The sequence below is a fragment of the Corynebacterium testudinoris genome, from assembly GCF_001021045.1.
In the GTDB taxonomy this organism is placed as follows: Bacteria; Actinomycetota; Actinomycetes; order Mycobacteriales; family Mycobacteriaceae; genus Corynebacterium; species Corynebacterium testudinoris.
Genome location: NZ_CP011545.1, coordinates 790,442 through 815,126, shown reverse-complemented (window position 1 = coordinate 815,126; position 24,685 = coordinate 790,442). Strand labels below are relative to the sequence as shown.

At 63.9% G+C, this 24,685-nt stretch carries 22 protein-coding genes; 11 read left to right on the top strand and 11 right to left on the bottom strand.

Annotated features, from left to right (window positions below; translation table 11 throughout):
• Window positions 1-53: 53 nt before the first annotated feature.
• Window positions 54-1,349, bottom strand: a complete 1,296-nt coding sequence (aceA, locus tag CTEST_RS03995; RefSeq protein ID WP_047252648.1) for an isocitrate lyase — start codon at window positions 1,347-1,349, stop codon at window positions 54-56.
• Between the two features lie 462 nt (window positions 1,350-1,811).
• Between aceA and glcB the strand changes: the two genes are divergently transcribed.
• The gene (glcB, locus tag CTEST_RS03990) at window positions 1,812-4,007 is read left to right on the top strand and encodes a malate synthase G (protein ID WP_047252647.1); all 2,196 of its coding nucleotides are present in this window, start codon (window positions 1,812-1,814) and stop codon (window positions 4,005-4,007) included.
• Window positions 4,008-4,075: 68 nt separating this feature from the next.
• Entirely contained in the window at window positions 4,076-5,179 is a 1,104-nt protein-coding gene (locus CTEST_RS03985; RefSeq protein ID WP_047252646.1) for a DUF6882 domain-containing protein, read from the top strand.
• Here CTEST_RS03985 and CTEST_RS03980 read toward each other — a convergent pair.
• Entirely contained in the window at window positions 5,172-6,191 is a 1,020-nt protein-coding gene (locus tag CTEST_RS03980; RefSeq protein WP_047252645.1) for an enoyl-CoA hydratase/isomerase family protein, read from the bottom strand. The genes CTEST_RS03985 and CTEST_RS03980 overlap by 8 nt on opposite strands.
• 33 nt (window positions 6,192-6,224) lie before the next feature.
• Between CTEST_RS03980 and CTEST_RS03975 the strand changes: the two genes are divergently transcribed.
• Complete coding sequence (locus tag CTEST_RS03975) at window positions 6,225-7,010, top strand: Cof-type HAD-IIB family hydrolase (protein ID WP_047252644.1); 786 nt, start codon at window positions 6,225-6,227, stop codon at window positions 7,008-7,010.
• A 1-nt stretch (window position 7,011) separates the two neighbouring features.
• On the opposite strand, the gene CTEST_RS03970 is transcribed toward CTEST_RS03975, so the two are convergent.
• Genes CTEST_RS03970 through CTEST_RS03955 form a run of 4 tightly spaced genes read right to left on the bottom strand, consistent with a single transcriptional unit; the run spans window position 7,012 to window position 10,476 of the window.
• On the bottom strand, window positions 7,012-7,734 hold the full coding sequence (locus CTEST_RS03970) for a DUF1648 domain-containing protein (RefSeq protein WP_047252643.1): 723 nt from the start codon (window positions 7,732-7,734) through the stop codon (window positions 7,012-7,014).
• Between the two features lie 9 nt (window positions 7,735-7,743).
• Window positions 7,744-8,613, bottom strand: coding sequence for a polyphosphate kinase 2 (gene ppk2 / locus CTEST_RS03965; RefSeq protein WP_047252642.1), 870 nt, complete (start codon window positions 8,611-8,613; stop codon window positions 7,744-7,746).
• A 44-nt stretch (window positions 8,614-8,657) separates the two neighbouring features.
• Window positions 8,658-8,981: a putative quinol monooxygenase gene (locus CTEST_RS03960; protein WP_047252641.1), complete on the bottom strand. Its 324-nt coding sequence runs from the start codon at window positions 8,979-8,981 to the stop codon at window positions 8,658-8,660.
• A 10-nt stretch (window positions 8,982-8,991) separates the two neighbouring features.
• Complete coding sequence (locus CTEST_RS03955) at window positions 8,992-10,476, bottom strand: PucR family transcriptional regulator (protein WP_047252640.1); 1,485 nt, start codon at window positions 10,474-10,476, stop codon at window positions 8,992-8,994.
• A 113-nt stretch (window positions 10,477-10,589) separates the two neighbouring features.
• On the opposite strand from CTEST_RS03955, the gene gabT reads away from it, so the two are divergent.
• Genes gabT through CTEST_RS03940 form a run of 3 tightly spaced genes read left to right on the top strand, consistent with a single transcriptional unit; the run spans window position 10,590 to window position 14,633 of the window.
• Window positions 10,590-11,918: a 4-aminobutyrate--2-oxoglutarate transaminase gene (gene gabT, locus CTEST_RS03950; protein ID WP_047252639.1), complete on the top strand. Its 1,329-nt coding sequence runs from the start codon at window positions 10,590-10,592 to the stop codon at window positions 11,916-11,918.
• Complete coding sequence (locus CTEST_RS03945; protein ID WP_083985411.1) at window positions 11,911-13,422, top strand: NAD-dependent succinate-semialdehyde dehydrogenase; 1,512 nt, start codon at window positions 11,911-11,913, stop codon at window positions 13,420-13,422. Before gabT ends, CTEST_RS03945 begins: the two co-directional genes overlap by 8 nt.
• Complete coding sequence (locus CTEST_RS03940) at window positions 13,419-14,633, top strand: aromatic amino acid transport family protein (RefSeq protein ID WP_047252637.1); 1,215 nt, start codon at window positions 13,419-13,421, stop codon at window positions 14,631-14,633. Before CTEST_RS03945 ends, CTEST_RS03940 begins: the two co-directional genes overlap by 4 nt.
• 61 nt (window positions 14,634-14,694) lie before the next feature.
• Here CTEST_RS03940 and CTEST_RS03935 read toward each other — a convergent pair whose 3' ends face one another.
• From CTEST_RS03935 to CTEST_RS03915, 5 genes are all read right to left on the bottom strand, one after another.
• Window positions 14,695-15,870 carry an HNH endonuclease signature motif containing protein gene (locus tag CTEST_RS03935; RefSeq protein ID WP_052844291.1) on the bottom strand — a complete coding sequence of 392 codons (1,176 nt, stop codon included), beginning with the start codon at window positions 15,868-15,870 and terminating at the stop codon, window positions 14,695-14,697.
• Window positions 15,871-16,259: 389 nt separating this feature from the next.
• The gene (locus CTEST_RS03930; RefSeq protein WP_047252636.1) at window positions 16,260-17,642 is read right to left on the bottom strand and encodes an NAD-dependent succinate-semialdehyde dehydrogenase; all 1,383 of its coding nucleotides are present in this window, start codon (window positions 17,640-17,642) and stop codon (window positions 16,260-16,262) included.
• 27 nt (window positions 17,643-17,669) lie between these two features.
• Complete coding sequence (locus tag CTEST_RS03925; RefSeq protein ID WP_047252635.1) at window positions 17,670-19,190, bottom strand: APC family permease; 1,521 nt, start codon at window positions 19,188-19,190, stop codon at window positions 17,670-17,672.
• Window positions 19,187-20,062 carry a universal stress protein gene (locus tag CTEST_RS03920; protein ID WP_047252634.1) on the bottom strand — a complete coding sequence of 292 codons (876 nt, stop codon included), beginning with the start codon at window positions 20,060-20,062 and terminating at the stop codon, window positions 19,187-19,189. The genes CTEST_RS03925 and CTEST_RS03920 overlap by 4 nt, the downstream gene beginning before the upstream one ends.
• A gap of 5 nt (window positions 20,063-20,067) precedes the next feature.
• Window positions 20,068-21,525: a flavin monoamine oxidase family protein gene (locus CTEST_RS03915; protein ID WP_376701794.1), complete on the bottom strand. Its 1,458-nt coding sequence runs from the start codon at window positions 21,523-21,525 to the stop codon at window positions 20,068-20,070.
• A 158-nt stretch (window positions 21,526-21,683) separates the two neighbouring features.
• Here CTEST_RS03915 and CTEST_RS03910 point away from each other — a divergent pair, with 158 nt between their 5' ends.
• The 5 genes from CTEST_RS03910 to CTEST_RS03890 all read left to right on the top strand — a co-directional run bounded on the left by CTEST_RS03910 (window position 21,684) and on the right by CTEST_RS03890 (window position 24,668).
• Window positions 21,684-22,355, top strand: a complete 672-nt coding sequence (locus tag CTEST_RS03910; RefSeq protein ID WP_047252632.1) for a TetR/AcrR family transcriptional regulator — start codon at window positions 21,684-21,686, stop codon at window positions 22,353-22,355.
• A gap of 64 nt (window positions 22,356-22,419) precedes the next feature.
• Window positions 22,420-22,923, top strand: a complete 504-nt coding sequence (locus tag CTEST_RS03905) for a methylated-DNA--[protein]-cysteine S-methyltransferase (RefSeq protein ID WP_047252631.1) — start codon at window positions 22,420-22,422, stop codon at window positions 22,921-22,923.
• 14 nt (window positions 22,924-22,937) lie between these two features.
• Window positions 22,938-23,411 (top strand): RNA polymerase sigma factor, encoded by a 474-nt coding sequence (locus CTEST_RS03900; protein ID WP_047252630.1) that lies wholly within the window; start codon window positions 22,938-22,940, stop codon window positions 23,409-23,411.
• On the top strand, window positions 23,408-24,016 hold the full coding sequence (locus CTEST_RS03895; RefSeq protein ID WP_047252629.1) for a methylated-DNA--[protein]-cysteine S-methyltransferase: 609 nt from the start codon (window positions 23,408-23,410) through the stop codon (window positions 24,014-24,016). Before CTEST_RS03900 ends, CTEST_RS03895 begins: the two co-directional genes overlap by 4 nt.
• Window positions 23,997-24,668, top strand: a complete 672-nt coding sequence (locus CTEST_RS03890; RefSeq protein WP_047252628.1) for an alpha-ketoglutarate-dependent dioxygenase AlkB family protein — start codon at window positions 23,997-23,999, stop codon at window positions 24,666-24,668. Before CTEST_RS03895 ends, CTEST_RS03890 begins: the two co-directional genes overlap by 20 nt.
• Window positions 24,669-24,685 lie beyond the last annotated feature (17 nt).

Below are 24,685 nucleotides of genomic sequence, written 5' to 3'. Positions count from 1 at the left end.
TTTCTCACGATGCACGCCGCTGTTGTACCAAGGCTGTTATATCAGGCTAGTTCTTAGTGGAACTGGCCTTCCTCGGTGGAGCCCTTGAGGGCGGTGGTGGAGGATTCCGGGTCAACGGTGGTGGCGATGGTGTCGAAGTAGCCGGCACCGACCTCGCGCTGGTGCTTGACGGCGGTGAAGCCGCGCTCTTCGGCTGCGAGGAACTCACGGTTCTGCAGCTCAACGAAGGCGGGCATGCCTTCGCGGGCGTAGCCGTAGGCCAGGTCGAACATGCCGTAGTTGAGGGAGTGGAAGCCTGCGAGGGTGATGAACTGGAAGGTGAAGCCCATCTTGCCCAGTTCCTTCTGGAACTTGGCGATCTCGTCTGCATCGAGGTGTGCGGACCAGTTGAAGGACGGGGAGCAGTTGTAGGACAGCAGCTGGTCCGGGAACTCCTCGTGGACGCCGTCGGCGAAGCGCTTGGCCAGCTCGAGGTCCGGGGTGCCGGTCTCCATCCAGATCATGTCGGCGTAGGGAGCGTAGGACTTTGCGCGGGCGATGCAGGGCTCGAGGCCGTTCTGGATCTTGTAGAAGCCTTCTGCGGTGCGCTCGCCGGTGATGAACGGCTGGTCGCGCTCGTCAACGTCGGAGGTGATGAGGGTGGCGGCCTCGGCGTCGGTGCGGGCGATGACGACGGTCGGGGTGTTGGCGACGTCGGCAGCCAGGCGAGCGGAGGTCAGGGTGCGGATGTGCTGCTGGGTCGGGATGAGGACCTTGCCGCCGAGGTGGCCACACTTCTTCTCCGAGGCGAGCTGATCTTCCCAGTGGGTACCAGCGGCGCCAGCGGCGATCATGGCCTTCTGCAGCTCGTAGACGTTGAGGGCGCCACCGAAGCCGGCTTCGCCGTCAGCGACGATCGGGAGGAGCCAGTTGTCGACGGAGGTGTCGCCTTCGACGCGGGCGATCTCGTCGGCGCGCAGGAGAGCGTTGTTGATGCGGCGGACAACGTTGGGCACGGAGTTGGCCGGGTAGAGGGACTGGTCCGGGTAGGTGTGGCCGGAGAGGTTGGCGTCGCCGGCGACCTGCCATCCGGAGAGGTAGACGGCCTGCAGGCCGGCGCGGGCCTGCTGGACGGCCATGTTGCCGGTGAGGGCGCCGAGGGAGTTGATGTAGGAACCGTCACGCTTGGAGACCTTGTCCCACAGGATTTCGGCGCCACGACGTGCGAGGGTGTGCTCCTCCACGACGGTGCCCTGGAGCTTCTCCACCTGCTCTGCGGTGTAGTCGCGGGTGATGCCTTCCCAGCGGGGGTTCTCGTCCCAGTCCTTCTGGATCTCAGCTGCGGTACGTGCCTGGCCGGTAGTGGTCATGAAGAGGACTCACTTTCCTGTATTGAGAGCGCCGGTGCCCGTTGGGCTGTCCGGCAAGGGGATGAAGGGTCTCCACCTGCGGTCGATGTCGTCCGTTTTCGGTGGCGTGACTCACAGAGTGCTGCATGGAGTGCGCCACGTCAACGACTTTTCGGGTCCAAATTGTGTGCGGGGGTAACGGGGGTTTTTGCTAATTTTGCAAATCTCACACCCCGCGAAGCCCCCGTGTCCGATTGTTGAAGTTTGCCCCGGCCTGCGGAAATGAAACCAAAAGAAAACCGCAGGTACGGGCCACAAGCCCACGTGAAGTCACATCGCAGGCAAGTGAGACCCTAGACACAGCAGGGGTAGTGAATGGCTAAATCCGCGAAAGCATTTACGCCGTGACGCCAATCACTTAGTGTGGAGTCATCGCAATGACGCGATCCACCCGCATTTTCGTACATCCCCAAGGAGCGACAGATGACTCAGACCGAGTTGAAGGACACCACAGAGCGCATCGAGGTTGCTGGCCTGCAGGTGGACAAGGTTCTCCACGATTTCCTCACCGGCTCCGTGCTGCCCACCGTGGGCATCGACGCGGATGAGTTCTTCACTGGCTTCGCCGAGATCGTCAAGGATTTCACCCCGCGCAACAAAGCACTGCTGGCCCGGCGCGATGAGCTGCAGACCCAGCTCGATGAGCACTTCCGCGCCAACCCGGGGCAGCCTGATCCGGCCGAGCATGAGGCCTTCCTGCGTGAGATCGGCTACCTCGTCGATACCCCGGAAGAGGGAGAGATCCGCACCCGCGGCATCGACGATGAGATCGCCACCATGGCTGGACCGCAGTTGGTCGTCCCGATCCTCAACGCCCGCTTCGCACTCAACGCAGCGAACGCCCGCTGGGGTTCTCTCTACGACGCGCTCTACGGCACCAATGCCATCTCTGAAGACGGCGGTGCGGAGAAGGGTAAGGGGTACAACCCTGTGCGCGGCCAGAAGGTTATCGCCTGGGGTCGGGATTTCCTGGACAAGGCCGTCCCGCTGGAGGGTGCTTCCCATGCTGACGTGGACCGCTACGCCGTCATTGATGGCTACCTTGCTGCTCACGTGGGTGACCAGGAGCATCGCCTCCTGGACAAGGCCGCCTACCGGGGTTTTTCCGGCAACCTGGATGATCCGGCGTCGATCTTGCTGCGCCACAATGGCCTGCACATCGAGATTCAGATTGATCCCTCCCACGTGGTCGGCAAGGACGACAAGGCTGGCGTGAAGGACATTGTTCTCGAGGCTGCAGTGTCCACCATCATGGATTTCGAAGATTCGGTCGCCGCCGTCGATGGTCGGGACAAGGTCGTCGGCTACCGCAACTGGTTCGGCCTTAACACCGGTGGTCTGCAGGAGAAGGTGGCTAAGGGCGATAAGACGATCACCCGCGTCCTCAACCCGGACCGCGAGTTTATCGGCCGCAATGGCACCGATATCCGTCTGCACGGTCGTTCCCTGCTGTTCGTCCGCAACGTCGGTCACCTCATGCAGAACCCGGCGATCATCGTTGATGGGGAGGAGATCTTCGAGGGGCTTCTCGACGCCGTCGTCACCGTCGTCTGCGCCATCCCCGGCTTGGACGTCCGCAACCCGCTGCGTAACTCCCGCTCTGGCTCGATCTACATCGTCAAGCCGAAGCAGCACGGTCCCGAGGAGGTTGCCTTCACCAACGATCTTTTCGCCCGCGTCGAGGACCTGCTGGGCCTCCCGCGCTACACCCTCAAGGTCGGTGTCATGGATGAGGAGCGTCGCACGTCCGTCAACCTGGATGCCTGCATCATGGCCGTCGCCGACCGCCTGGCGTTCATTAACACCGGCTTCCTCGACCGCACCGGCGATGAGATCCACACCTCCATGCAGGCGGGTCCCATGGTCCGCAAGGCTGATATGCAAAAGGCCATCTGGAAGCAGTCCTACGAGGATTCCAACGTCGATGCGGGCTTGGCTCGCGGCTTGTCCGGCAAGTCGCAGATCGGCAAGGGCATGTGGGCGATGACTGAGCTCATGGGTGAGATGCTGGAGGCGAAGATCGGGCAGCCGCGCGAGGGCGCCAACACCGCGTGGGTGCCCTCCCCGACCGGTGCTGTCCTCCACGCCACTCACTACCACGAGGTGGATGTCTTCGCGGTCCAGGAGGAGCTCAAGTCCGCTGGTCGCCGCGACACCTTCACCGGTTTGCTCACCGTCCCGGTGTCCCCCACCACGGATTGGTCAGCGGAGGAGATCAAGGAAGAGCTGGACAACAACTGCCAGTCCATCCTCGGTTACGTTGTCCGCTGGGTCGAGCAGGGTGTGGGATGTTCCAAGGTCCCGGATATCCACGACGTCGATCTCATGGAAGACCGCGCTACCCTGCGTATTTCCTCCCAGCTGCTGAGCAACTGGTTGGTGCACGGGATCGTCACCGAGGAGCAGGTCGTCGAGGCCCTGGAGCGCATGGCCGTGGTCGTCGACCGCCAGAATGAGGGCGATCCGAACTACCTGCCGATGTCGCAGAACTACGATTACTCCATCGCATTCCAGGCCGCGAAGGATCTCATCCTCAAGGGCACGCAGTCGCCGTCGGGTTACACCGAGCCGATCCTACATGCCAAGCGCCGCGAGTTCAAGGATCGCGAGCGTATTTAGTACCCCGGTTGTCACCTGAACGGGCCTGCGTCATTCCTTCCTGGCGCAGGCCCGTTTAGTATTGCCTCATGGTCATGACAGCTCCCACGTCTCTCGCCGATGTCGTCTCGGACGGCGCCCTTGTGCAACCCAACGTTGATGCCGCCTGGCGCGCGCAGTTTGGGGCGTTCACCGATGGGGTGGAGTTCTCCGGCACCCAGGTTCGGTTGCATCGCCACGCTGGTGGGCCGGTGGACCTCGAGGCCATCCCGGTTGCGACTATCTCGGGTGGAGAATGGACGTGGATCTCTCCGCTCGGCGAGGAGCTCGATATCCCGGAGCTCCGCGGCACGGTGCCGGCGAGCGATCAGCTCATCGCCGCTGCCCGCACACTGCATGCCAACTCTCCCGTGCTCCTCGCGCCCACCCCGACGGAGACCCACGTCGTCGCCGTCCGCTTCGCCCCCACCCTGGCGCCCGTCCTGCCGGCTCTGTCGCTCGGGTTCGCTGACATGCCGGAGGACACGGATGTTCGCCGCGCGCTGCGGGGTTTTGCCACCGCTTATGACCTGGACACCGATGAGGCGGACGATGAGGTCACCCTCTCCGACGGCACCAGGGTCACGCTTGTCGATGGCCGCGTCGCCGCCATCTCCGGCGGCATGTCACTGGCGGAGGTGCGGGCCGATGCTTTCTACCTCGCCGTTGAGCACCAATTACTGGTCGAGGGCCGTTTCCCGGAGGGGTTGCGCGTCGAGCCGACCATCGCCCACTCCACCGCCCTGCTTAACGGGTCGATCCCGGCGCAGGCGATTGTCGTGGCCACGGTCACCGATGACGTGTGGACCTGGGGGTGGGCCGACCCGAATCTCCCCCCAACCTCGGCGGCCAACCTCCGCCGCTTTGGCCTTGACAACGGTATTCCCGAGCTTTTCCGCCCGCAGATGCCGGCGATGGAGGCGCATCGCCTGGGACTCGTGGACGCAATCAAGCCCATCCTGGGCTGGTGGACCCATTCGATCGTCCGTCTCACGGAACACACCGTGGGCATCGTGCTTATCGACGCCCCCGAGCTCCATCTCCCCGCCCCCACCGACGCCGCTATCGCGGCGACATTGCAGGCTCCCCTGCCGGTAGGCCTGGATGCGGTGCGGGCCGAGGCTGCCTACCGACAGCGGCGCGGGCTTAGCTAAGCCACTTCCGGTACGACTCTGCCGAGTGCGCAGGGGTGAACTGCGCGTCCTGGGTTTTGTCCACCAGGACAGCGCGGACACCCTCGGCGAAGTCCGGTTCCCGGCGGATAACCTCACCGAGGGTCTGCTCATTATCCAGCCCCTCGCGCAGGGTGGGGGCGGTGCGGTTGGCATCAAACAATTCGGCGGTGGCGACCACCGCGGACGGGGAGGCCTTGGCCATGAGGCCCCGCACAACCTCGACGTAGTCGTGGTTGGGGTGGTTGTTCAAGGCGGCGTCGATAAGCATCCACGAACCTTCGCCGAAGGTGGCATCAATGTCGGGGACCATGTGTGCAAGGGCGGACTCGCCCTTGTGGGAAACGGCGTGCTTGGCAAGGGCGGCGTCGATGCCCACCTCCACCACAGCCTCCGCGAACGCGTCGGGATTGTTCACGAAGTGCGTAGCCAGGCCCAGGTACAGCATGTCGGCGGCGGTGAGACGGTAGCCGGTGAGGCCGATGAACGCGCCGATCGCCGGGGAAGAATCCGGCCACGCGTGCTGGGATGACCAGGAAATGCCAACGTCCGTGACGTAACCAATCGCCATTTCCGGCATGGACGCCCAGGCACGCTCGGTGATGACGCGGTGGGAGCCGTGCGCACTGACGCCCAGGCCACCACCCATGACGATGCCATCCATGACCGCGATATAGGGCTTGGGATACGTGCCGATGAGATTGTTCATCGCATATTCCCGGCGGAAGAACTCATCCACCGGGGCGTGCTCACCCTCCACGATGAGCTCGCGGGCATGCCGCACGTCCCCGCCCGCGCAAAACGCCTTCGGCGAGCGGGAGGTGATAAGCACCTGGGTGACCCGATCGTCATCCCGCCAGCGTTCCAATGCTCCGGCAATGATGTCGATCATCTCCGGGTTGAGGCTATTGAGAGCCTTGGGGCGGTTGAGTTCCAGAACGCCGGTACTGTGGCGAATGGACGCAAGGACGGGAACATCGTTCGGTGTGGTCATAGTCACAAAGTATACGGATGGATGGCATAAGCAATGGAATACCAGTTGATCGCGCTGGACATGGACGGAACCCTGCTCGATGGCGACGGCCATATCCCCGACGGCTTCTGGCCCATCCTCCGCGAGCTGAAAACCCGCGGCGTTGCTGTCGCACCCGCCTCCGGACGCCAACTGGCCACCCTCCGGGATATGTTCGCCGGTGAAGACGACCCGGGCACCTACATCGCCGAAAACGGCACCTGCGTCTTCCACGGCGGTCGCGTCGTCTCCACCACGGAGTTGGACCAGGCCGACGTGCACGCGATCATCGACGCCGCCGAGGGCTTCGACATCGTCGTCTGCACCCCCACCGTCGCCTACATTTCCCCGAACCTCTCCGCACCGTCGTTCGCCGAGATCATCAAGTACTACCACTCCCACGAAGTCGTCGAAGACCTGCACCAGATCGTCGATCGCGGCGTGATCAAGGTAGCCGTGTACACCGACGACGACGCCGAAGCAGTCGCCTACCCCGTCGTCCGCGACGCCGCCCCCGACGCCAACGTCGTCGTCTCCGGCGCCCACTGGATCGACGTCATGCACCCCTCCGCCGGCAAAGGCCGGGCGTTAACCGATCTTGCCCAGGCCCTCGACATTCCCATCGCCCGCACCCTCGCGTTCGGCGACTACCTCAACGACTACGAGCTTCTCGACGCCGCCGGCACCTCCTACGCCATGGCCAACGCCCACCCGGACATCAAAGCCCTCGCCGACCACATCGCCCCGCCCAACACCGAGGCCGGCGTGGTGACGGTGCTGGAGGACATGCTCGGGCCTTAAGTTATCCAGCCACCGATACCAGGACCGCGATGAGTATCCCCGGCAATAGCAACGCCGCTAGGACAACCCAGGCCATCGGCCGGGCGAAATTAAGGGTGAGGTTCGTTCCACCGAGCTGGTCAATGAACACCCGCTCATCGTTGCGGTTGAAGTAGATCACTCCCCCATAAAACCTTTCCTCCGTGGGAGGGTCAGGGTGCTCGTCGTAGATCTGGCGATTGACCCGGCTGCCGGTCCACATCAGCCAGCCGGTCGCCAGGAAAATTGCGGCGAGGGTCCACCAGACGCTCAGCTGGAAATCGCCGAATAGCCCGAAGGACTGGTTGACGGTGAGGGCAATGATGGCCGTGATCAGGAGAATGAAGATCGCCAACGGCTTTTGCATGGCCGCTAACCTGCGGGACGCGACTTCCCGTTCGGCGGTACTACGCTGCGGGTATTTGTCCTTGAGAACGGAGCGCGCTTGGACGCTGATCATCGCGGCGCTGGCAACACCCGACAACAAAATGATGGCCAGGGGCACCACCTGGATCCCGAGGTAAGCCGGGAGGCTTTTGTCGACGATCCCGTCCGCCTCGCCGCTGGCATTGAAATGGATCGGCATCGGGTCCGGTAGTGAATCGTAGGACAACCAGGCCGCCACGAAGGACATGACTGCCATGACGAGTCCCAGTGAGTACAGGAACCAAGGGATGGGGGCGATGTCTCTGGTGGCGGTGGTCATCGGCGAGCCCTACTTCTTCTTTTTCTTATCCTTCAGCCGTTGCGCCTCCAACTTAGAGGCCACATCGGGGACGTAGCGGAACTCTGCACGCGGGGGGCGCTCATAGTTGTCGGAAGAACCGGGGCGCTCGGGGATCTCGGGCAGGGGGCGCTCGATCTTCTCATAGGGAATCGTCGACAGCAGGTGGGAGATGACGTTGATGCGTGAACGCTTCTTGTCCTCGGATTCCACGGTGTACCAGGGCGCGGAGGGGATATCGGTGTGGATGAACATCTCATCCTTCGCGCGCGAGTAGTCCTCCCAGCGGGTGATGGACTGCAGATCCATCGGGGACAGCTTCCAGCGGCGCAGCGGATCTTCCAGGCGGGACTGGAATCGCGCGAGCTGTTCTTCATCCGAGACGGAGAACCAGTACTTGCGCAGCAAGATGCCGTCCTCGACGAGGAGGCGCTCAAAGATGGGGGCCTGGTGCAGGAAGCGGCGGTACTCCTGGGAGGTGGTGAAACCCATGACGCGCTCCACGCCGGCGCGGTTGTACCAGGACCGGTCAAAGATGACGATCTCACCGGCGGTGGGGAGTTTTTCCACGTAGCGCTGGAAGTACCACTGGCCTGATTCGCGGGAGCTCGGGGCCGGCAGGGCCTCGATCCGCGCGGTGCGGGGGTTGAGGTACTGGGTGATGCGCTTGATGGCGGAGCCCTTACCAGCGGCGTCGCGGCCTTCCATGATGATGACCACGCGGGCTCCGGTCTCAACGACCCACTGCTGCATATCCACCAGCTCGGCCTGGAGTCGCTTCAACTCCTTTTCATAGGCCTGCTTGGATAGCTTGGCGGGTTTGACCACGTGTTCGTCGTTGGACTTGTCCTTCTTTCCCATGTATTTGACAGTACCTTGCAGCTAGTCCCACATGGGGCTGAGTGTCACTTCACTTGGAATTCGGCCATCCGGTCCCATTCGGTCTTGCCTTCGATGAGGGTGTTGATGATCTCGGGGGTTTCGGTGAGCACCGTCGGGAACAGTTCCGTCGCGGCGCGGAAGTGCTCGGAGTTGACGTGGGCCTCGGCGGCGTCGTCGTGGAAGGCCTCGAGGAGGATGTACTCGCCGGGGTCATCGGTGTTGCGGGACCAGTCGAAGAAGATGCAGCCGGGCTCTTGGCGGGTGGCTTCGGTGAACTCGGCGACGACCTCACGGAAGTTGTCGGTGTACTCGGGCAGGGGGCGGAATTTCACATTAATAAGGATCATGGCACCCATCCTAACGGCGCTTATGTCCCACCAACGACAGCACCAACAGTTCCGCGCACACCGCCGGGTCGCTCAGCACCACCTCCGCCACCCGCTCCACTGTTTCCAAACGGGTGCGCACCGTGTGGCGGTGGACTCCCAAGGTTTGGGCAGTCACGGCGACACGATTGCCGGAACGAATATAGGCATCGAGGGTGTCCACGAGGTGCCCGTTGTGCTCGGCATCGTGGTCGATGAGCTGCTGATAGGTCTCTGCGAAGCGGGTGGCCAGAGCGTCGTGAACAGCTGGGTTATCCACCCACCGCAGGGTTCGGTTGTCGGGCCCGGCATGGTGGCCGATGCGGAGGGACGCGGCGACCGCGGCGAGTTCCTCCACCGTGCGCATGCTCAGCTCCTGCCAATGCACCGGGTTGCCTAAGGCCAGGCGCAGGTGCGAGGCCCCGATGCCGAACAGCGAGATGATCTCCGCGACTGAGCGGGAGCCCCGGAACAGGACCAAGGCGGTCGTCTCATCCAGGTGGAAGAGGAACATTTGCCGTCCATCGAGCATGAGGCGTTGGTCAAGGCGGTTGAGGTCGCGGCGAAAACGCGCCGGATCATCACCGTCGACGACGACGGGGCGGACCCTGCCGGCGGAATCACTCGCGATAGAAAAGACCCCCACCATGGCCTGTTGGCTTTGTTCCACACCGAGCAGCAAGGACATCGCCAACGTGTTGAGCTCACTGGAGGCTTGCCGCAGGCCAGCGGGTCGCTGGAGGATGATGTCGGCCAACCCCGCGCAGTGTTTAATCAAGCTGCGTTCCTGGGCGCTGAACGGGGAGGGCGATTGCGCCACCAGCAGGTGGTAGCGCTCCCCCTCCCCGCTCATGCGGTGGATGAGTACGTACGCATCGCCGCGGCGGTACGCCGCGCTGCGCCCACCGTTAGATAAGGCGGCGTCGATAAGCGGGGTGAGATCGGCGGTGCGGGCGATGCTGCGCCCGTCATTGTCGGCGACGGCGATGGTCGCGTCGAGGCGTTCGGCGGTGGCGGCGACGAGTTCGCTGACGCCGGAGTCGATGGCGATGTCGTTGAGGAGCTCTTGGGCATCGAGGAGTTGCTGTTGCGCGCGCAGGCGGCGGCGGGCGTATTCTTCCTGCACCGTGGACAGGATCGCGGTGAATGGGGTGCTGCGGGGGACCTCGAAGATGCTGATGTTGTTCGTACGGGCGGCGTCGATAAGCGCGGGCGGGACGGTCGGACTGACCAGGCCCGTGCCGAAACCGATCGCGACGGCCCCGGCGTCTTTGAGGCGGCGGACGTAGGCCTCATAGGAATCGGGGATGACCACGCCGACGGTGAGGATGACCGAATGCGGCTGGACAAACTCGGCGGTATCGACCAATTCGCTCGGCTGGATGATGCGAAAATTGTCGCCGCTGAGGTGCCATGATCGCAGGTCAAGGTCCTTCTGGCGGTAGAGCCAGGTCAAGGAAAGGCCAGAAGCCGCCACACTATGTCCAATCGGGATAGTTTTTGCCCTATTTTTCGCCCCATCGTACATGGCCTAGGTCTCAGTGACACCGCATACTCAGGGCAATCACAACGCACTCTTCAGGAGGACCCATGCAGGATTTCACTTACCGTCTGCCCCAAAAGCGCGAGCTCGTCACCGAGCTGCCCGGCCCCATCAGCGCCGCACTGGCCCAGCGCTGCGAGGCCGCCGTCACCGGCGCCATCAAGCCCAGCCTGCCCGGCTACATCGTCGACGCCGATGGTGGTGTGCTTATCGACGCCGACGGGAACTCCTTCATCGACTTCGCCTCCGGCATCGCCGTGACCAGCGTCGGAGCCTCCAACTCGCGGGTCGTCGACGCCGTGCGCGAGGCCGTGGGCCACTTCACCCACACCTCCTTCCCCATCTCCCCCTACGAGTCCTACGTCGCCGTCGCCGAGAAGCTCAACGAGATCACCCCCGGCACCCACGAGAAGAAGTCCGTGCTGTTCAACTCTGGTGCCGAGGCCGTGGAAAACGCCGTAAAAATCTCCCGCGCCTACACCGGCCGCCGCGCCGTCGTCGTCTTCGACAACGCCTACCACGGCCGCACCAACCTCACCATGGCCATGACCGCGAAGAACAAGCCCTACAAGACAGGCTTTGGCCCCTTCGCCAGCGACGTCATCCGCGTACCCATGTCCTACCCACTGCGCGATCAGCTCTCCGGTGCCGACGCCGCCGCCGAGGCCATCCGCGCCATCGAACTCGAGGTTGGCGCTGAGAACCTCGCCTGCGTGGTCATCGAGCCGATCCAGGGCGAAGGCGGCTTCATCGTCCCCGCCGACGGCTTCCTGCCCGCCATCAGCCAGTGGTGCACCGACAACAACGTCGTCTTCATCGCCGACGAGATCCAGGCGGGCATGTGCCGCACGGGCGCCTGGTTCGCCGTTGACCACGAGGGTGTCGTCCCCGACCTCATCACCACCGCCAAGGGCATCGCCGCTGGCATGCCACTGTCCGCCGTCACCGGCCGCGCCGAGATCATGGACGCCCCCGTCGTTGGCGGGCTCGGCGGCACCTACACCGGCAACCCCGTCGCCTGCGCCGCAGCCCTCGCCTCCCTGGCAGAGATGGAAGAGCATAACCTCTCCGGCCGCGCCCGCGAGATCGAATCCATGATCCGCGAGATCCTCGAGCCCCTGACCAGCGAAGGCACCGTCGCCGAGGTCCGTGGCCGCGGCGGCATGGTCGCCCTCGAGCTTATCGACGCCGCCGGCAAGCCCGCCGCCGCCCTCACCGCCACCGTCGCCGCAGAACTGAAGTCCCAGGGCATCCTCATCCTCACCTGCGGCATGGACGGCAACGTCATCCGCCTCCTGCCCTCGCTGGTCATCAGCGAAGACCTCCTGCGCGAGGGCCTCGACGCCCTCGCCGCTTCGATCCGCGCCAATGCCTAAGCGAGACACCTCCATGATTTATCCCGATTCCCTCCCCCACGACCTGCCCACCGGCGTATGGCTCGGCCTGGACAACCGCCCGGCAGCCTCCGGCGAGACCTTCCCCGTCGAGGACCCTGCCACCGGCTCCGTCATCGCTGAGGTGGCCGACGCGGATTCTGCTGAATGGAACGCAGCCCTCGACGCCGCCGTCACCGCCCAGGATGAGTGGGCCGCCTGGGCCCCGCGCCGCCGCGCCGACGTGCTCTCCGCCATCTTCGCCGAGATCACCCGCCGCGCAGAAGACTTCGCCACCGTCATGACCTTGGAGATGGGCAAGCCTCTCGCCGAGTCCCGCGGTGAAGTCGCCTACGGCGCCGAATATTTCCGTTGGTTCGCCGAGGAAGCCGTCCGCCTCCCCGGCCGCGTCAACCAATCCCCCGGCGGCCTCGGCTACATGAGTGTCACCCGCACCCCCGTCGGCCCCGTCCTAGCGATCACCCCGTGGAACTTCCCACTGGCGATGGCCACCCGCAAGATCGCCCCAGCCCTTGCCGCCGGCTGCCCCGTCCTGGTCAAGCCCGCCATGGAAACCCCCCTGACCATGCTGCTGCTGGGCCAGGTCTTCGCCGAAGTCTTCGCGCGTTTCGACGTCCCCGCCGGCCTCGTCTCCATCATCCCCACCACCCGCGCCGCCGAGATGTCCGCCGAGCTCATGGCCGACCCCCGCCTGCGCAAGGTCACCTTCACCGGCTCCACCCCGGTCGGCCGCCAACTGGTCCGCCAATCCGCCGACAACCTGCTGCACACCTCGATGGAGCTCGGCGGCAACGCTCCCTTCGTCGTCGCCGCCGATGCCGACCTGGACCAGGCCGTCGAGGGCGCCATCATGGCGAAAATGCGCAATGGCGGCGAGGCCTGCACCGCCGCCAACCGCATCTACGTCGACGCTACGGTTGCGGGTGAGTTCACCGAGCGCTTCGCCGCCCGCATGGCCAGCTACCGCACCGGCCACGGCCTCGAAGAAGGTTCCACGCTCGGCCCCATCATCACCGCCAAGCAGCGAGATCGCATCGCCGCGCTTATCGACGCCGCCGTCACCGACGGCGCCACCATCGTCACCGGTGGGCACGCCGTCGACGGCCCCGGCTACTTCTTCGAGCCCACCGTCCTCACCGACGTCCCAGCCGGCGCCGACATCCTCACCCAGGAGATCTTCGGCCCCGTCATCACCGTGACCACCTTCTCCGGGTTGGAAGAAGGTGTGCGCCTGGCCAACGACACCGAATTCGGCCTCGCCGCCTACGCCTTCAGCGGTTCCTTCGAAGGCGCCTCCTACCTCGCCGCCAACCTCAACGCCGGCATGGTCGGCATCAATCGCTTCGCCATTTCTGACCCCGGCGCCCCCTTCGGTGGCATCGGCCAATCCGGCTTCGGCCGCGAGGGTGGGGTGGAAGGCATCGAGGAGTACCTCGACGTCAAATACATCGCCACCCCCAACATTGAGAAAGGTCACCTGTTGTGACTACCACCCCCACCCCAGTAACTAAGGCCGCGCACTCCGCGGGCCTGACTTTCTGGCAGGGCGTCGCCCTCATCTTCGGCACCAACATCGGTGCCGGCATCCTCAGCCTGCCCTACGCTGGCCGCAACGGTGGCTTCCTCGCCCTCGTCGTCGCCCTCCTCATCGCTGGCACCTTGACCACGATCTCCATGCTCTACGTCGCCGAAGTCTCCCTGCGCACCCGCGAACCCTTCCAGCTGTCCGGCCTCGCCGAAAAGTACCTTGGTCAGCTTGGCCGCTGGCTCGTCTTCGCCGCGATCGTGGTCAACGGCGTCGGCGCCTTGATTGCCTACGCCGCCGGATCAGGCATGCTGCTCAACAACATCTTCGGCCTCAACCCCGTCCTGGGCACCTTGATCTTCTACGCCATCGGCTCCCTCATCATGTGGAAGGGCCTGCACGCCACCGGAGTCGTCGAAGCTGTCATCACCATCGGCATGGCCGTGATCATCATCGTGCTCGTCGGCTGGACCATCCTCGGCCCCGGCATCAGCATCACCAACTTGGCAGTGTTCCACCCCTACTTCATCATCCCCATCATGAACCTAGCGGTGTTCACCTTCCTCGCCCAATACGTCGTCCCCGAACTCGCCCGCGGCATGGAACACTCCCCGCAGACCCTCCCCCGCGCCATCATCGTCGGCATGCTCGCCACCGGCGTCACCCTCGCGTTGGTGCCATTTGCGGCCCTCGGCCTCATGGGCACCTCCGTCACCGAAGTGGTCACCATCGCCTGGGGCGAACGCCTCGGCCCGGTCGCCTACTACCTGGCCAACATCTTCGCGCTCGCCGCCATGTTGACCTCGTTCCTCGCCATCGGCTTCACGATGATGCGCAACGTCATGAACATGTTCCACTGGGAAGAGTTCGGCTGGAAACGCGTCGCCGCCCTCGCCCTCACCGTCATTCCCCCGGTCGCGATCGTCTTCGCCGGAATGGGCGGCTTCGTCGCCGCACTGACCTACGCCGGTGGCTTCGCCGGAGCCGTCATGTCTGTTATCCCCGTCCTGCTCCTGCGCGTCTCCCGGAAACACGGCGACCGCATCCCCGTGTGGACCGCCGGCTGGGTATCCAACCCTGCCATCCAATGGACGATCATCGTCGTCTACGTGGCAGCCTTCATCTACTCGGTTCTATCCCTCACCGGCGTCGTCCCGGAGGGTTGGGCATAACCAATTCATCTCCGTGAATAGGTCAGGCTTCGGCCTGGCCTTTTCTGTTCATCAGAATCGTCTAGAAGGGTGGTGGTTCCTCTGGAGGTGGCGGAGGTGGCGGCCCCTCCCGCTCGACCTCCTCCGCCCGCTGGGTCTGAGACTCCGAGCGGATCCTTGCTCTGCGTTTGCTGATGCGCTGAGATACCGTCTGCATCCACCGTCGCTCGCTAGGAGCTAGTGGGCCATCACCTTCAGACTCCGCCCACGACCCATCATCAAACAGAAAATACTTCCGCCTCGTCACCGGATCCAACACATAAGTCACCCGCCGGTCAGTTTTCATCACATGATGCCTCACACACAACGGCGCAAGGTTTGCTGCTGTCGTGGGCCCACCATCAGCATGATTCACCCGATGATCCATCTGCGCCCGATGAGCCGGAATATCACACCCCCCCACCGCACACGTCCCATCAAGACCAACCACCAGGCAACGAATATCAGCAGGGGTGGAATACGCAGACGAAACCTTTTGGGCGATCGCATCAAGATCAATCTCCGCATCCACCCGGTTCAGCAGATCCTCAGTCTGCTGAAGCGTCAGATACCCCACCCCAGACACCCACCCCGGGGCAGTCGGGATATCCGATGCCCGATACAGGTTGAGGGTGACATTCGTTGCCCCCTCCCCCCTGATCAACGCTACGAGTGCGTCCGCCTGGCTGACCCCGTGAATGATCGCATACCTGCGGATACGCAGGTCTATGTCTTGGGCGGTGATCCCATCAAGATCAGCATGCAGCAGACCACGGCCATCCTGGAAGGTTATCGAGACACTATCAACCGGTGGTGGTGCGGGATCCTCAGCAGAGATCGAATCATCAAGCATCGTGATGATCGCGTTCAGACGGTTCTTGATCTTGCCTACCGTCGGCAGAATCTGATTCGCCCGGGTGGGAGTCAAAAACTCCGCTAGTTCAGTATCAATGAGATCGAGGTGCTCTAAGACGGTCGTGTCTGCTTTGCACAGGACACTATCGATGACCTTCAGCCGTGGCAGGTCAAGATGGAAGTGCTGCTCTTGGACTGCCTTTAACTGGGGCAGTTCGTTGAGACGATGGTGGGCACTGATCGCAGACATCAGGAACTGATCCCCACGCCCCAACGAACGCCGCAACCGAGCAAGCACGACGTCGATGTCGTCATCATCACCGGGGAGGACTGATTGCCAGAGTTCGTGGTCCTCGCGTCGCATCTGTGTTCCCCGACGAGCAACAGGATCATCAGGCGAACTGACAGCGTAGTAGTGCTGGGGGCGGGCAAGTATCTCTTTAAGGTGCGCCTCTACCAGTGACGTGCTGGGGTCGAGAGTAAGCGCTCGTGGCTTTCCTGAGTAGACAATCTCAATACTCACGTGCGTTCACCCCCTCCACCCTTCGCTTGCGTGTTCTAACCCCAATGTTAGAACACGCAAGCGATCCACGCAAGAGGTAAAAGCAACTTTCTAGAAAGTTTTCTGAGGTCACGGGCCGGGCAAAAGGCGGAGCACGAGAGCAACCATCCCGTCTTGGCTAGATACACATGCGCAGCACTTCACCTGGGACTTCTGAGGCCGCCACTCGCAAGTCCCAAGTGAACTGCTCCCTACTTCTGGACGTAGTACAGCTGCTTATTCACGAACTCATCCATGCCGAGCGGGCCAAGCTCGCGGCCGTAGCCGGAGCGCTTGACGCCACCGAAGGGGAGTTCGGCGCCTTCACCGGCGGGGGTGTTGACGTTGGCCATGCCCACTTTGAGCTCGCGGGCGATCTTCTCGGCGCGCAGCTGGTCGCGGGAGAATACGGCGCCGCCGAGGCCGAAGGGGCTGTCGTTAGCCACGGCGAGTGCTTCGTCGTCGGAGCTGACGCGGTAGACGACGGCGACGGGTCCGAAAAACTCGACGTGGTGGGATTCCATGTCGGGGGTGATGTCGGTGATGACGGCTGGGGAGAAGAAGGCGGCGTCGCCAAGCACTCCCCCGGCGCGCAATGTGGCACCTTCCTCGATGGCCTTTCGGACCTGCTTATCCAGTCCTTCCGCCGCGGAGCGGGAGGAAAGCGGCATGTAGACGCCGGGACCAGCAGTGTCGGGGGAACCCGGTTCCATTGCTTCGGCGAGGCGGACGAGCTCGGCAACGAAATCATCGTAGATGTCATCCATGACGATGAGGCGCTTATTGGAGTTGCAGGCCTGGCCGGTGTTGTACATGCGCGTGGACCAGGCGAGTTGGGCGGCGGCGGCCACGTCGTCGGTGTCGAGGACAACGTAGGGGTCGGAGCCGCCGAGTTCGAGGACGGCCTTCTTGAGGTGCTTGCCGGCGAGGGCGGCGATGGTGGATCCGGCGCGCTCGGAACCCGTGAGGGAGACGCCCTGGATGCGGGGGTCGGCGATGATGTCGGCGATCTGATCGTGGCTGGCTAAGACATTGACGTAGCCGCCGACCGGGACCCCAGCATCGCGGAAGATGTCTTCGACGGCTTGGGCGGAGGTGGGGCAGATTTCGGCGTGCTTGAGCACAATTGTGTTGCCCAGCATGAGGTTCGGGCCGGCGAAACGGGCGATCTGATAGTAGGGGAAGTTCCACGGCATGATGCCCAGGAGAGCGCCGATGGGAAGGCGCTTGATCATGGCGGTGGCGCCGTCGACGGTGCTGATCGACTGGTCGGCGGTGAACTGGGCACCGTTGTCGGCGTAGTAGCGCAGGATGGCGGCGGAGAACTCGGCTTCCTCGACGCCTTCGGAGATCGGTTTGCCCATCTCGCGTGAGATGATCTCGGCGAGCTCCTGCTTGCGGGCTTCGAAGAGGTCGGCGGCGCGGTGAACCACGGCGGCCCGCTCGGAGATGTCGAGCGCTGACCAGTCCAGGTAAGCCGCATGGGCGGACTCGATGGCCGAGGTGATCTCGGCATCAGTCGCGGTAGCGAAACGCTCCAGTACCTCCCCGGTTGCGGGGTTTTCTACGCGGTAACCAGTTTCCTTGTTGGACATGTTCGGTACTCCTAGAGGTGGTGGGGTTTAGACGAGGACGGGGGTTTCGGGTTGGCGATCAGAGCTTTCCTTCCGCAATGTCTCGCCGCGGAAGAAGGCCGGGTGCCGGAAGCGGGTGAATATCATGAGCACGACGCCGAGTAGCAGGACTCCCATTCCGAGGACGAAGACGGTGCCTACGCCAGCGATGGAGGATCCCGAGCCATAGGACGGATCGATGGAGTCGATGGCGGTGATGAAGAACATCACTAGGAGGAACATGCCACCGAGTCCCGGGCAGATCAGCTTGAACAGGATGTTGCGGGGCGAGCTCAGCAGTTCGTGGCGGAAGTACCACACGCAGGCGAGGGCGGTAACGCCATAGTAGAAGCAGATCATCAGGCCGAGGGCGGTGATGGTGTCCCACAGGGCGTTTTCGGAGAGCAGCCGAGTGACGGTGTAGAAGACGGCGGCGCCTGCGGCAGAAGCGATCGTCGCCACGCTGGGTGAGCGGAAGCGGGGGCTGATTTTGGAGAATACCGGCGGCAGGGCCCGGTAGTAGCCCATGGCCAGCAGGGTGCGGGCCGGGGAGACCATCGTTGATTGCAGGGAGGCAAATGAGCTGGATACGACGGCGATCGACATGAGGATCGCCATCGGGCCGAGCACCGGGTTGGCCAGGGCGGCGAAGATGGATTCCTGGTTGTCGGGGTTGCCCGCACCAAGTCCCTCGGTGCCCGTTCCGGCCCAAGCGATGACGGCGACGGCGGTGAGGATGTAGAAGGTAATGATGATGAGGATGGTCAAGGTGGCGGCACGACCGGGGGTTTTCTCCGGGTCTTTGGTTTCCTCATTCATGGTGAGGGTGACGTCCCACCCCCAGAACATGAAGATGGAGAGGGAGATGCCGGCGGCGATGAGCGAGAAGTCGCCGATGTTCAACGGGTTGAACCAGGAGGCGTGCACCGGGGTGAAGTCGAATCCGCCGTTGTTGTACGCCTGCCAGAGGGCTGAGACATCGAATACTGCCAGGGCGAGCAGCTGCGCGCCGACGAGGATGTACTGGACTCTCTGTGTGGATTCCAGGCCGCGATAAGAGATGTAGGCGGCGAAGGAAATGAGCACGATCGTCGTGGGGATGTTGACCCAGAGGTTGTGGGTGAGGTCGGCGATCTCCGGGCGGCCGGTGATCTGCGCAATGAGGAGATAGAGGAAGTCGACGGCAACGGCCGCGAGGTTGGACAGCACGATGACGGTGGCGGTGATAAGCCCCCAGCCGCCCATCCAGCCGACCCACGGGCCAAACGCCTTGGTGGCCCACGTGAAGGACGTACCCGAGTCGGGCAGCCGGTTGTTGAGCTCGCGGTAGGCAAAGGCCACCAGCAGCATGGGGATGAAGCCCAGCAGGAGGATCGCGGGAACGTATTCACCGACGGCTGCGATGGTGGGGCCCAGGCCCGAAGTCAGCGTGTACGTCGGGGCGATGCAGCTGACACCGATGACAACGGCGCCGATGAGCCCTACTCGGCCCGTGGCCAGGCCCTTCGCGGAGGTTTTCTGTTCGCTCATGGTGTCTCACCTCCTTCGTCGTAGATGTAGCCCGCCGGTACGACGAGCATGGGCACGGGGATGGTGCGCAGGATCTTCGCCGCCGTGGTGCCGATGAAGATGCGGCCATTGGCCGCCATGCGGGAGGAACCCGCCACGACGACGTCGCCTTGTTGCCAGTCGAGCTGCTGCATGGCCTGCTCGATGGACTCACCGGCAGCGATGATCGTCGTGGCAGCGCCCGACTCGACCATCTCCCCCGCCAACTCGGTGAGGCGTGCATCGCCGAGGGCGCGGACGTCGTCAAGCACTGTCGCATCGCTGAGCACGAGGGAGGCCAGGCGCAACGGGACTCCGCGGCGCCGGGCGCGGTCGACGGCGAGACCGACGACGTCGGGGGCGCCAGGTCGGGAACCGAACATGGCGGTGAAGCGGGTGGTGGGGCCGGTGTAATCGAAGCCGGCTGGGGCGAGCGCCACGGGCACGCTGGAGGAATGCAGAAGCGCATTGGCCACCGAGCCGACGCGGAAGCGGCTGAGGATAGCTCCGTCGCGGGCGCCGACGACGATGAGATCGGCTCCCAGATCAAGAGCGGTGCGGTGGAGCGTTTCGGCCTCCGACTCGCCCGCGACGATGCGCCCGGTGGCTGAGATGCCCTCCGGCACGCGGTCGAGGGCGTCTTGCAGCCACTGCGCCATCTGCTCCTCGACGATCGACGCGTAGCCGCGATCGTGCGGATAGATGCCGGAATAGGCGTTGTCGACGGGGACCACCATGACGATGTCGATGTGGACGTCGCGGCCCTGCGCCAGCGAAATCGCCAGGTTGAGCGCGTCGCGGCCGAAATGGGTTGCCACGTAGCCGACGAGGAATCGTCCCTTGGGGGTGCGCATCGCACTCACTCCTGGTCCAGGATGTGCTTTGCGACGCCCTCGCCCATGCGGATGGCACCATCCACATGCTGGTAGCCCTCCCCAGCGATGTCCGAGCAGGCGTAGTGGATCGGTCCGGTGGGTTGGTTCTGCAGGTAGCCCCAACGGGACAGCCCGCCGAGGTCATAGCTGGTGGCGTAGGCGCCGCGGGTCCATTCCTCGGCGGCCATGTCAGAGAGGTAGAAGGCGATGGGGTTTTTTGTCTCCTCGCCCAGGTAGAGCGACATCGCCTCGAGGATGGCGGCCTTGCGCTCCTCGGCGGGCAGGTGCCACATCTGCTCGGCGTAGACGTCGGAGACGAAGCCGACGAGGGTGCCATAGGGGTCTTCCTCGCCGCCGGAGTAGTTGGTGTTGTCATAGACCTCCTGGACCAAACGTCCGCCGCCGAAGCCGGTGCCGGACAGGCCCTTTTCCCGCCAGAAGGGGGTGTCATACACGGCGTGGACCTTGATGACGAGGCCCATGGAGATGTGCTGGTGAGCGATGTGCTGATCGCGGGGCAGCGGCGGGGTGTAGCTGATGCGGCTGTAGAGGTTCGGTGGGATGGCGAGCACGACGTAGCGGGCGTTGACGATGGCCTTGTCCGAGTAGGCGGTGACGTTGCCAGGGCCGCCATTGTTGTCGACGCCGTTGCGAACATCGGCTTTGACCTTGTTCAGCGGGTCGGCGGTGGTGGCATCGGGGGTCGCCCAGGTAAGCGATCGCACCGGGGAACCGAGAATGACGTCGTCGCCCAGCTCATGCGCCATGGTCAGGGAGACGGACTGCATGCCGCCGTCGACGCGGGCATCAAGGATGAAATCTTCATCCACCAGGTTGGAGAAAGAGCCTGCCGACGCCGCCATCAGCGCCGCCTGCAGGGCGGAAAAGGTCCGCGAAGGCTTGGTGAGCATGCCGGAGGCCACGTAGATGGAGACGTTGTCGATCGCCTCTTCGTCGTCGCAGCGCTCGGCGAGCCAGTCGCGGAAGGAAATGGCGTCGAGTTCGGCGGCGCGGGGATGCTCCCACGGCTTAGCCGGATCGATCTCGGCGACGAGCGCGTCGAGGTCCGCGATGAGCTTGTCGGAGGCCTCCCGGGTGGTGCCGGAGGTGGGAAGAACCTCGCCCTCGTATTCGTGGCGGGTGCCATCCGGGGAGACGTAGATGGACTTGCCCTCGCGGTAACGCTGGAAGGTGCTCAGGCCCAGCTCGTCGACCAGCTCAATGAGCCGGGTTTGGTCGGGGGAAATCCACTGGCCACCGAGCTCGATGAAGTGCTCATTGCCCTGAGCATCGGCGACGACGCCGTTCCACGTGCGGCCGCCGACCCGCTCACGGGCTTCGAGGACGGCAACGGACAGGCCGTTTTTCTTGAGGGTGCGGGCGGCCATGAGTCCGGCCGGGCCGGCTCCGATGACGACGACATCTCGGTCGAGAGTCTGAATATCGTTGACGTTCACGATGTCTCCTGTCATTCCCGCGTCTGGCGGGGTAGTGATGTACGACAATGGGGTCTGAACCCCAGGACATAATGAACGGCATTCATTATGTGTTGCCGGTCACTGTATATGATCCACATCACGAAGGGAAGAGTCTGCCCCCAATGAATAAAACCCGGCGACCCCGCGGCCGAGGACGCCCAGCTCAGCCCGCCGTAACCCGCGACACCATCGCCGCGGCAGCCCTTGAGCTCACCCTCGAATCCGGCTACGACAAACTCACCATGTCCGCATTAGCCCGCCACCTGGGTGTAGCCCCCAGCGCCCTGTACAACCACATCGCCAACAAAGCCGAACTATTGGTTCTCCTACAGGACGCCGTCATGGGACTCGTGGATACCGAACCCCTGCTGCGCGCCACCCGCGACGAGATCAGCGTCGCCGATGCCCTGCGCGCCTGGGCCCGCTCCTACCGCGACGTCTTCGCCGAACACACCCCGCTCGTCCAGGTCATCGCCACCCTCCCCGTCGCTGGCGCACCCAGGACACAAGAAATGTACGACGCCGTCGCCGCCGCACTCTTCCACGCCGGCGTCCCCGCCCCCCAGGTCATGCCGCGAGTCGTAGCAATGGAATCATTCATCTACGGATCTGCCTTTGACACCCACGCCCCCGCGCACATCTTTGAAGTCCCCGCCGAAGGAAGCCAGGAGCTACCGGAGTTGCGGCGGGCGACGGAGGCCTTTAAGCCAGGGGCTGCTGGAGCTGCTGGATCGAACCCTTATGCCGAGGAACCCTTCACCGTGGGACTGGATTTGCTGCTGGCGGATTTGTAGACCTCACGTTTGACCCTGCTGCAGCGTTTACTGGGTGACAGCTACTGATGGAGAGGTGATCACAATGGCGACGAGGCACACGCTCGTGCAGACGGCCCTGGGTGAATTGACCGTCGTCGCGGAGGACTCTGGGGTAAGTGGGATCTTCTTCCCCGGACACCGCTACCTGCCGGAAGCATCCACCTTTGGGGCAATGGTGATCGCCGACGAGGACGAGGTGTTATCTCAGGCAGCTGAACAGCTCACCGAGTACTTCGCCGGTGCCCGCCGATCCTTCGATGTGCCCCTAGCGGCTCACGGCGACGAGTTCTCCGAACAGGTGTGGGCGCTACTGCGCGAAATCCCTTACGGCGAAACCACCACCTACGGCGAGTTGGCTGTGCAGCTGGGCAACCGGCACTTGGCGCAGCGGGTTGGCCAAGCCGTGGGACACAATCCCGTCTCCATCATCATCCCCTGCCATCGCGTCATCGGCGCAGACGGCTCCCTGACCGGATATGCCGGCGGACTAGAGCGCAAGCGGTGGCTGCTGGAGCTCGAAGAGCCCGCCGGGCTGCGCTTGTTCTAAGTAGGCTGCGAAAGATGAAAGGTCCATTCGAGCAGGCAGTGCACCAGCACGGGGCCACGGTCCTTCGGGTCTGCCGTACCGTCCTGGGCTACGGTGCCGACGCCGACGACGCCTGGTCAGAGACTTTCCTCGCCGCCCTGCGCTCGTGGCCGGACCTACCCGACGACACGAACGTGGAGGCGTGGCTGGTGCGGGTTGCCCAGCGCAAGGCCATCGACATCACCCGTGCCCGGCGCGCCATCCCGACTCCTGACGTGCCGGAGCGTCCCTCCTCGCGGGGCAACCCCGGCGCGGACGAGGGCATCTGGCAGGACGTGGCCCAGCTTCCGGAACGGCAGCGCCTGGCTATCGCCTACCACTACCTGGGTGGGCTGCCGCACACCGAGACTGCCCGGTTGATTGGCGGGACGGCGGAGGCCGTCCGGCGGGCGTCGGCGGACGGCATCAAGAACTTGCGGAAGAACTATGCGATGGGAGAGCCCTCATGAACCTTGCCTCTTTCCCCATTTCCAGCGCGGACCTCGACCGCCTTCACACCTCACTTGGACGGCTCGCCGCGGCGGACGGGACACTCGACGTCGCTTATCGCACCGTGGATTCCCCCCTCGGCCCGCTGTTGTTGGCCGCCACGAAGAAAGGGATCGTGCGCGTGGCCTTCGAAGTCGAGGGTTTCGACGCCGTCCTGGAGACCATCGCCGCCAAGGTCAGCCCACGGGTGCTGGAGGCTCCCGCGCGATTGGATATGGCGGCCGCAGAATTAGATGAGTACTTCTCAGGCCACCGCCGAGCTTTCGATCTGCCCCTAGATTTCGCCCTCTCCACGGGATTTCGCCGCGAGGTGCACAGCTTTCTTCCCCGCATCACCTACGGAAACACCCGTTCCTACAAGGAGGTCGCGGCGTTGGTGGGCAAGCCGACGGCCATTCGCGCCGTCGGAACCGCCTGCGCCACCAATCCCCTGCCGGTGATCGTGCCGTGCCACCGCGTGCTTCGTTCCGATGGAACCCTCGGCGGATATCTGGGCGGGCTGGAGGCAAAATCGATCTTGCTGGACCTCGAGAAGGGAGAACCCCATGGAACCGCTGTTCGGTGATGACCTCCTCGGGCCTCCTGCGGTGGAGCTCCCCGCGGGTGCACACCATGTGCCGGGCTGGCTCACGATGGAGCAACAGCGGTGGATCGTCGCCCGCTTCCACGAATGGATCCACGGCCCGGTCCCCCTCCACTCCCCAAAGATCCGCGGGCATGACATGAGCGTGCAAACGGTGTGCCTGGGCTGGCATTGGCGCCCCTACGAATACACTCGCAACGCCATCGATGTGAACGGACAACGAGTCCTCGACTTCCCCGAATGGATGGTGCGGCTGGGCCGCCAGGCCCTCATTGCCGCCACCGGCGACCACGACGCCGGTGCCAGCTACACCCCCGACACCGCGCTGGTGAATTACTACTCCGACACCGCCAAGATGGGCATGCACCAGGACCGGGAGGAACGCTCCCCCGCCCCGGTCATTTCCCTCTCCATCGGCGATACCTGCAAGTTCCGCTTCGGCAACACCACCAACCGAAATAAGCCTTATCACGACATCGATCTCGCCTCTGGCGATCTCTTCGTTTTCGGCGGCCCAGCCCGGCTGGCCTATCACGGCGTGCCAAAGATCTATCCGCAGACCGCACCGCCCGACTGCGGGCTGGCGTCGGGCAGGCTCAACATCACCCTGCGGGAAACAGGGTTGACTGGCTAACTGCGCGTCCGTGGCTA